General features: G+C 67.1%; 6 protein-coding genes. 2 read left to right on the top strand and 4 right to left on the bottom strand.

The annotated features are described in order from the left end of the window. Positions 1 to 779: 779 nt before the first annotated feature. Positions 780 to 1232: a hypothetical protein gene (locus tag ACFOYY_RS19060; protein WP_386190436.1), complete on the bottom strand. Its 453-nt coding sequence runs from the start codon at positions 1230 to 1232 to the stop codon at positions 780 to 782. A 561-nt stretch (positions 1233 to 1793) separates the two neighbouring features. Beyond that, positions 1794 to 3185, bottom strand: a complete 1392-nt coding sequence (locus tag ACFOYY_RS19055; RefSeq protein ID WP_386190435.1) for a hypothetical protein — start codon at positions 3183 to 3185, stop codon at positions 1794 to 1796. Between ACFOYY_RS19055 and ACFOYY_RS19050 the strand changes: the two genes are divergently transcribed. After that, complete coding sequence (locus ACFOYY_RS19050; RefSeq protein ID WP_386190434.1) at positions 3090 to 4130, top strand: hypothetical protein; 1041 nt, start codon at positions 3090 to 3092, stop codon at positions 4128 to 4130. The genes ACFOYY_RS19055 and ACFOYY_RS19050 overlap by 96 nt on opposite strands. Positions 4131 to 4181: 51 nt before the next feature. On the opposite strand, the gene ACFOYY_RS19045 is transcribed toward ACFOYY_RS19050, so the two are convergent. After that, positions 4182 to 5057, bottom strand: coding sequence for an MBL fold metallo-hydrolase (locus ACFOYY_RS19045; protein ID WP_362915984.1), 876 nt, complete (start codon positions 5055 to 5057; stop codon positions 4182 to 4184). 162 nt (positions 5058 to 5219) lie between these two features. Here ACFOYY_RS19045 and ACFOYY_RS19040 point away from each other — a divergent pair, with 162 nt between their 5' ends. Next, positions 5220 to 5774, top strand: a complete 555-nt coding sequence (locus tag ACFOYY_RS19040; RefSeq protein WP_386190433.1) for a single-stranded DNA-binding protein — start codon at positions 5220 to 5222, stop codon at positions 5772 to 5774. A gap of 26 nt (positions 5775 to 5800) precedes the next feature. Here ACFOYY_RS19040 and ACFOYY_RS19035 read toward each other — a convergent pair whose 3' ends face one another. Beyond that, the gene (locus ACFOYY_RS19035) at positions 5801 to 7147 is read right to left on the bottom strand and encodes a DUF1015 family protein (RefSeq protein WP_386190432.1); all 1347 of its coding nucleotides are present in this window, start codon (positions 7145 to 7147) and stop codon (positions 5801 to 5803) included. Positions 7148 to 7321: the final 174 nt, after the last annotated feature.

Below are 7321 nucleotides of genomic sequence, written 5' to 3'. Positions count from 1 at the left end.
CGGTGTGGGAGAGTAGGTCGCCGCCGGACAATCTTTTGTGGGGGGTCATCCTTTTCGGGGTGGCCCCCCTTTTTTTTGTGCCTGGCCTGGGAGTTTGTGCCTGGCCTGGGAGTGCGGGGGTGTTTGAGGGGTAGCGGGGCTGCCCCTTTTGCGCCTGGCTCCGGGGGTCCCGGGGGTGTTTGGTGCGGGTGGGGTTGCGTTCTGGGCGGGGTGTCTGGGGTTGGGGGTGGCGAAAGCCGCCCCTTTTTTTGTTTCAGGAGCGGGGTGGGAGGGTGTGGGGTTCGCCGGACAGGACGGGTTACCGCTCGTCCGCTCGTCCGGTCTTCCAGGGGTGTTTGTGGTGGGTGGGGTGGCCGGTGGAACGATGGGTGAAAACTGATCCTGTGGCGACGGGCGGGTTCCAGGGGGCCAAGATTCAGCCGCTGTTGACAACGGCTGCCCCTTTTTCTGTTGCGGGGGCGGGTGGTGGGAGGACCAGGTGGTGCCGTAGAGGTGTGTTCCATTGCTCGAAGAACGGTGCCTGGCGAGATCCGCTCTTTTTGTGCGCGGTATGAATAAACCGGCCCGGCGGAGGAGAAGCCGACCCAACACCTTTCATGTCCAACCAGCTGGCCAACCGGATCAGTGAGGAATCTGCCGAGCGGCACGGAGTGTCCTCAGCGGGCCGGGTGATCAAGACGAGCATGCCGTCGAGGACGACATAGGCCAGGTAAGAGGCCTTCAACGAGGCAGCGTACGTGTGGTGTGGTCGGCTTTCACATCTGTGTTGGTCAGTGCCATCAGGTCGTGAAGTTCTCAAGGTCGGTGGGAGCCATCGTGATGGTTGGCCGCTGCCGCCGGTTGACTCCTCCGGGTGAGGGCCAGGCGTCTTCCGCGACCCGTGTCCCCCACCGACGCATGTAGTGCCGGAACCCGGTCTCCGTCAGTGGCATCTCCAGCCACTCCTGGGCCGCGAGTCCGAACTCGCGCATGGCCAGGGCATCGATGTCGGTCCCGTAGTCGGCGGGCCAGCCATCGAGGACGTCGTCGATTCCCATCCAGGCGCTGTAGAGCTCGCCTACTTCCGGCAGGTGCTCGAAGTACGGCCTCTCCGTACAGCTCCACGCCGCTTCGCGGACGAAGCCACTCATCTGCTCCACATCCCCACTGACGAGGACGCTCTGCATGAGCGGATCAATCTTCGCGGCGAATCCAGTGAACAACTCCAGATCGACAGGCTCAAGATCGGTCATGGCTTCAGCATCGCAAGAGGTGCGATCTGCTTGCTGTTGGCGCGGCCAGGGTTCTGCTGATCGTGGGGCTCACCGGCTATCAGCTGCGATTTCAGGATAAAAAGACTCCAGGGAACAGTACGGGGGCTGCGGAACTGTAAAGGCAGGTAGGGGCTGGGCAGTCCGTATCCTTGGCCGCCTTCGATACGACGGCATAGGCCTCCGGACTTTGAGTGGCTTGCTAGGCTGGAGGAGCCGGGCCGCCCCACCGAGGGTGGCCTTCGTTGCGCCAGACCACGATAGGACAGGGCAGCGATAGCGAACGGGATGTGTCCTGCGGCCGGAGATCGCCCGCACAGCGAATCGTCCCATTCATCTGAAGATCGGGACGCGCTCGCCGAGTGAGCAAACGAAATGGAACCAGAAGTGAACAGTGACAACGGGCGTGACGGCGCGGGCCGGCGCGAAGAAGGCGAAAACCGCGGATTCGGCGGTCAGGGGGGCTACCGCGACAACCGCGGGGCCGGTGGCAGGGGACGTCCAGGGGACGGTCCTCGATATGGCGAGCGCCGAGAAGGGCGTTCAGGAGGTTCGTACGGTTCCCGTGATCGGGGGGATCGTCCTTCGTATGGTCGTGATGACCGTCCCGGTGGTGGTTACCGCGACAACCGCGGCGGCGGTGAGCGCCGTTCCTACGGTGATCGTGACCAGTCCCGTGGTTCGTACGGTTCCCGTGATCAGGGTGATCGTCCCGGTGGTGGTTATCGGGACAACCGTGGTGGCGGTGAGCGCCGTTCCTACGGTGACCGTGACCAGTCCCGTGGTTCGTACGGTGACCGTGACAACCGTGGTGGTGGCGAGCGCCGCTCCTACGGCGATCGTGACCAGGCTCGTGGTCCGCGTCCTGGGGGGGATCGTCGTCCGTTCAACCGTGACGACCGTCCCGGTGGTGAGCGCCGTTCCTACGGTGATCGTGATCAGGCTCGTGGTTCGTACGGTTCCCGTGATCGGGGGGATCGTCCTTCGTATGGTCGTGATGACCGTCCCGATGGTGGTTACCGCGACAACCGCGGTGGCGGTGAGCGCCGTTCCTACGGTGACCGTGACCAGTCCCGTGGTTCGTACGGTGACCGTGACAACCGTGGTGGCGAGCGTCGTTCTTACGGTGATCGTGACCAGGCTCGTGGTCCGCGTCCTGGGGGGGATCGTCGTCCGTTCAACCGTGACGATCGTCCCGGCGGTGGCTACCGCGACGACCGCGGCGGAGAGCGTCGCTCCTACGGCGATCGTGATCAGGCTCGTGGTTCGTACGGTTCCCGTGATCGGGGGGATCGTCCTTCGTATGGTCGTGATGACCGTCCCGGTGGTGGTTACCGCGACAACCGCGGCGGCGGTGAGCGCCGTTCCTACGGTGATCGTGACCAGTCCCGTGGTTCGTACGGTTCCCGTGATCAGGGTGATCGCCCCGGTGGTGGCTACCGGGACAACCGTGGCGGCGGTGAGCGCCGTCCCTACGGTGACCGTGACAACCGTGGTGGTGGCGAGCGCCGTTCTTACGGTGATCGTGACCAGGCTCGTGGTCCGCGTCCTGGGGGGGATCGTCGTCCGTTCAACCGTGACGACCGTCCCGGAGGTGGCTACCGCGACGACCGCGGCGGTGGTGAGCGCCGTCCCTACGTCGACCGCGACAACCGTGGTGGTGGCGAGCGCCGTCCCTACGGTGACCGTGACAGGCCTTCCTACGACCGAGGCGACCGAGGTGACCGGGGCGGCGCGTTCCGCGGCGAAGGTGAGGGTTCCCGCACGCGCTACAGCAGGAACCAGGAGCCCGGCGAGCGCGGCGAGGCCCCGGCCAACGCGCGCGAGGAACTGCCTGCGATGGCTCCCGACATCACCGCCGAGGAACTCGACAAGGAGGTCAGGGAAGAGCTGAGTTCCCTCCCGCTCGACCTCGCGGACCTGGTCTCCCGCCACCTCGTGGCGGCGGAGCGGGCCCTCGGGGAGGACGAGGCCGAGCAGGCCTACGAGCACACGAAGGTGGCTCGTCGTTTCGCGGCCCGCATCGGCGTGGTCCGCGAGGCCGTCGGCATCGCCGCCTACCGGGCGGGGCACTTCGCGGAGGCGCTCAGCGACCTGCGCGCCGCCCGCCGCATGACGGGTTCCGACTCCTTCCTGCCGGTCATGGCGGACTGCGAGCGGGGACTCGGTCGTCCTGAGCGGGCGCTGGACCTGGCCCGATCGAAGGAGGCGGAGCGTCTCGACAGGGCCGGCAAGATCGAGCTCGCCATCGTGGAGTCCGGTGCCCGTCGTGACCTTCACCAGAAGGACGCCGCGGTCATCACCCTCCAGCGTCTGCCTGAGCTGCGTGACACGCGTCCGCACCCCTGGTCGGCGAGGCTCGCCTTCGCCTACGCCGACGCGCTCGCCGACGCGGGGCACGAGGAGGCTGCCACCGAGTGGTTCGGCCGTGCCATGGCCTTCGACGAGGACGGCGAGACCGACGCGGCCGAGCGGTACGCGGAGCTGACCGGAACGATCATCGACGACATCGAGGATCTTGAGGACGACGAGGACCTCGACCTCGACGGGCTGGACGCCGACGAGGTGGCCGACCTTCCCGAAGCGGAGGACGAGGGAATCGTCGTGGAGACCGTCATGATCGACGACGCCGCCGTCCTCGACGCGGAGATCGAGGCTGAGGACGACCTTCAGGACCTTGAGCCTGTGGGCGACCTCGCCGCTGGAGAGCCGCTCCTCGGCGAGGCCGAGCTCAAGCCCGAGGGCGAGGAGGACAAGGTGACGGAGCGGATCGAGCCCGGCGTCGGTCCTGCCTTCATCGAGCCCGACTTCGGTGACACGCTCGGTGACTCTCCGGCCGACGACGACGATGACGTCACCAAGGACGAGAAGAAGAAGTGACCCGTACCCGTCCCGGGTGAGGCGCCTGCCCGCCCGGGACGGGACGTCGTCTCACGGCTGGACGCGGTCCAGCCAGTGGATGATCCCCGCCACGTTGGACGGAGCGCCGCTGAGCAGTTCGAACTGTTCGGCTGTCGCGTCGTCGGCCTGCAGTGCCGCGTATCTCTCCCGGGTGCGTTCCCTGACCATCGCCACGGCGTGGTCCAGGTCCATACCGGCGGAGTGCGCCTGGCGGGTCAGGTCCACCCAGACGCGTAGTTCCTCAGCGGAACGCTCCAGAGTCTCCTGGACGTCGTCAACGGGCCCGTAGTGGCTGAACAGTAGCCGCTGCGGGCCCAACGCCTCGAACAGGGCGATCGAGTCCAGCGCGGTCCGCAGGTCGAAGTCCGGCGGGGGAGTGGCCGGACGCAGATCTCCGGTCTGCGGCAGGTAGACCCCGGCGGCGTCGCCGACATACAGGTCGCCGGTCCCCGAGTCGATCAGTCCCACATGGTGTTTGGCGTGGCCCGGCGAGTAGTGGCTGCTGAGCGTACGGCCGTTGCCGAGGTCGACGCTTCCCGTGTCGCCGAGCGCGCGGATTCTCGCAGCCTCGGTCGGGGACATCTCGCCGAACAGGACGTCCAGCTTGTCACCCCACACCATTCTCGCGCTGGCCATCAGCCGGGAGGGGTCGGCGAGGTGTCTGGCGCCTTTCTCATGAACCACGATCTCCGCCTCGGGATAGAACCCTGCCAGATCGCCGACCCCACCGGCGTGGTCCAGATGGATGTGCGTCACCACGATTGTCGCGAGATCACCGGGGCCGACGCCGAGGGAGGCGAGGGCGTCGCGGACCACGGGAGCGGAGGTCGCGGTTCCTGTCTCCACCAGACAGGGACGATCTCCCAGAATCAGGTATCCAGCCGTGATACCTGAGTATCCCGCCATCCTTGTGTCGATCTCATAGACCTCTCCGCCGAGGGCGGTGATGTTGTCCACAGGCCACCTCAGAACTGGAACGGTTATCCCCAGAACGGCGTTCTAGTCGTTCCGGCACAGCTCACATCGTAAAGAGTGGTCCTCGGTCGGCAGAGATCGAAGGAGGATCCGATGGACCGTAACGAGGTCACACTTGTGGGTCGACTGCCCGAGGCGGTGCGCATCCGGTCACTGCAGAGCGGCGGCACGCTCGGCACCTGGCGGATGATCGTCAGACGGCAGCGCCGTGGCAGAGGAGGCCAGGTGGACACCATTCCGTGCGCGTCGTTCGAGCCTGAGGTCACCGTGACCGCAGCCGAGTGGCTCGCCGACGACATGGTGGAGGTGGAGGGAGCACTGCGTCGCCGTTGGTGGGGAAGTGAGGGTTCGAAGTCGTCGGGTTACGAGGTCGAGGTCCGCTCGGCCAGACGTCTCGGGCATCCGGGCGAGCCCGCAGGTGGAAAAGAGGGCGGAGTTTCCGGCCCGGAGCAGCCCACGCCGGTGATCACGTCGTCGGCGGCTCCGGGGCAGGCGTCTGAAGGCGGGGCTGCTCTTACGAAGGGCGCTCACGAACCGGCCTCGCCTGGGCACCCCCCGGAGGGCGTAGATCCGGTGTCCTTTCCCGGGGCCAGGAGAACGGGGCGGGCCCGTCTGGTCACGGGCATGAGCCGATCGGATGGTGGCTGACCGGGAGTCTTCTTCCGTACGGAGCCTCAGCCGAGGGACAGCACGCGCAACACCAGTCCCGTGCGGGGTTTGGGGCCGAAGGAAGTGGACTTGCGCGGCACCCGCTCCGCCTGGGCCGCGACCGCGAGCACGTCGTCGACCGTCAACGGGTTGAGCAACACGGCCGTTCCCTCGCTCACCCGCGCGAGCCGTACGGCTGCCGCGGGGTCGTGGTGCACGATGCGTACCGTCTGTTCGTCGTCCCGCAGTCCCCAGAGTCCGGGCAGGACGAACTCCGCGAGGACGGCGGTGTTCAGCGCGCGCCATCGAGCGGAGCGATGTTCGGGCATGGCGCTGCCGAGCCGCACGGGGTCGGGGTCGGTGAGCAGATACGTGTCGTCTCCGTCCGACAGGAGAAAGGAGGGTTCCTCCGCTTGGGCCAGGGCCGCCAACCCCTCCGTGAGGTCGGTGTGCCGGCGGACTTTCCAGGCCTGCCCGGCTCGGTCCACGGCCTCCCGAAGCGGCAGACCCGGGATGACGCGGTGGATGGCCCGCAGGTTCGGCGGATAGGAGTCGGAGTCCACCAGAAGAGCCAGACCGAAGTCCCAGGGTCCCGGCTCAACGGGCTGGTCCTGTGTGCTCGCGCCCGGCGGAAAGCTGTTCATCGGGGAAGCGGTGCCCGCAGAAGAGGAAGGAGCAGAGCCGGAGGCGGCGTGGTGTTCGCGCTGAAGGGCGAGATAGGTGGCGTAACGGTGATGGCCGTCCGCGATGAGGGCCTGGCGGGAACGGAGGTCGGCGTTGATGCCGGAGAGTTCCTCCGGATCGGTGACGGCCCACAGCCGGTGCCTGACCCCGTCCTGGGTCCATGCCTCGACCAGGGGCGACCGGTCGGCGGCGATCCGGTCGACAAGACGGGTGGCGGTTCCTCCCGCGCCCTCGTAGAGAAGGAAGATCGGCTCCAGGTTCGCCTCGGTCACCCGCATGAGGGCCAGCCGATCGGCGACCGGGCCGGGCATCACGTCCTCGTGCGGCAGGATGACACCCTGTTCCGGCTCGGCCAGGCCGACGTCGCCGATGAGCCCGCGTTGCAGGACCCCGGGGCCATCCTGCTCGTAGACGTAGACGGCCGGCGTCTCGTCGGCGGCCAGCACCCCGGAGGAGAGCCACGCGTCCAGGGTCTGCCGTGCCTCGGCGTACCGGTGGCGGTCGGCTCCGGGAAGGATGAGCCGCACCACGTTGTTGGGATGTGAGGTGAGCAGGTCCTGAACGCCGTTTTCCTCGATGAGGTCGTAGGGGGGAGAGGTCACCTCCGCGGGATTGCCGACCGTGAACCGTACGCCACGGAACGGGCGAAGCACGAGCCCGTCGTGTATCGGCAGTTCAGGATTCGCCATATAGGGCATGCTGCCATAAAGGCCTGAAACGTCCAGGGGCCGCCTCGGTGATGCGGTACCCGGGTCCGTCAGGGGATCGGTCAGATCTGTCGTCTGTCGATGAAGGAGGCCTAACGCATGGTCCAAGGACGTAGCGGTCCGTCTGATTCCCCCAACCCCGAGACGGGCGCTCCG

It is taken from the genome of Streptosporangium jomthongense (assembly GCF_042650425.1).
In the GTDB taxonomy this organism is placed as follows: domain Bacteria; phylum Actinomycetota; class Actinomycetes; order Streptosporangiales; family Streptosporangiaceae; genus Streptosporangium.
This window is presented reverse-complemented; position numbering and strand designations above follow the sequence as displayed.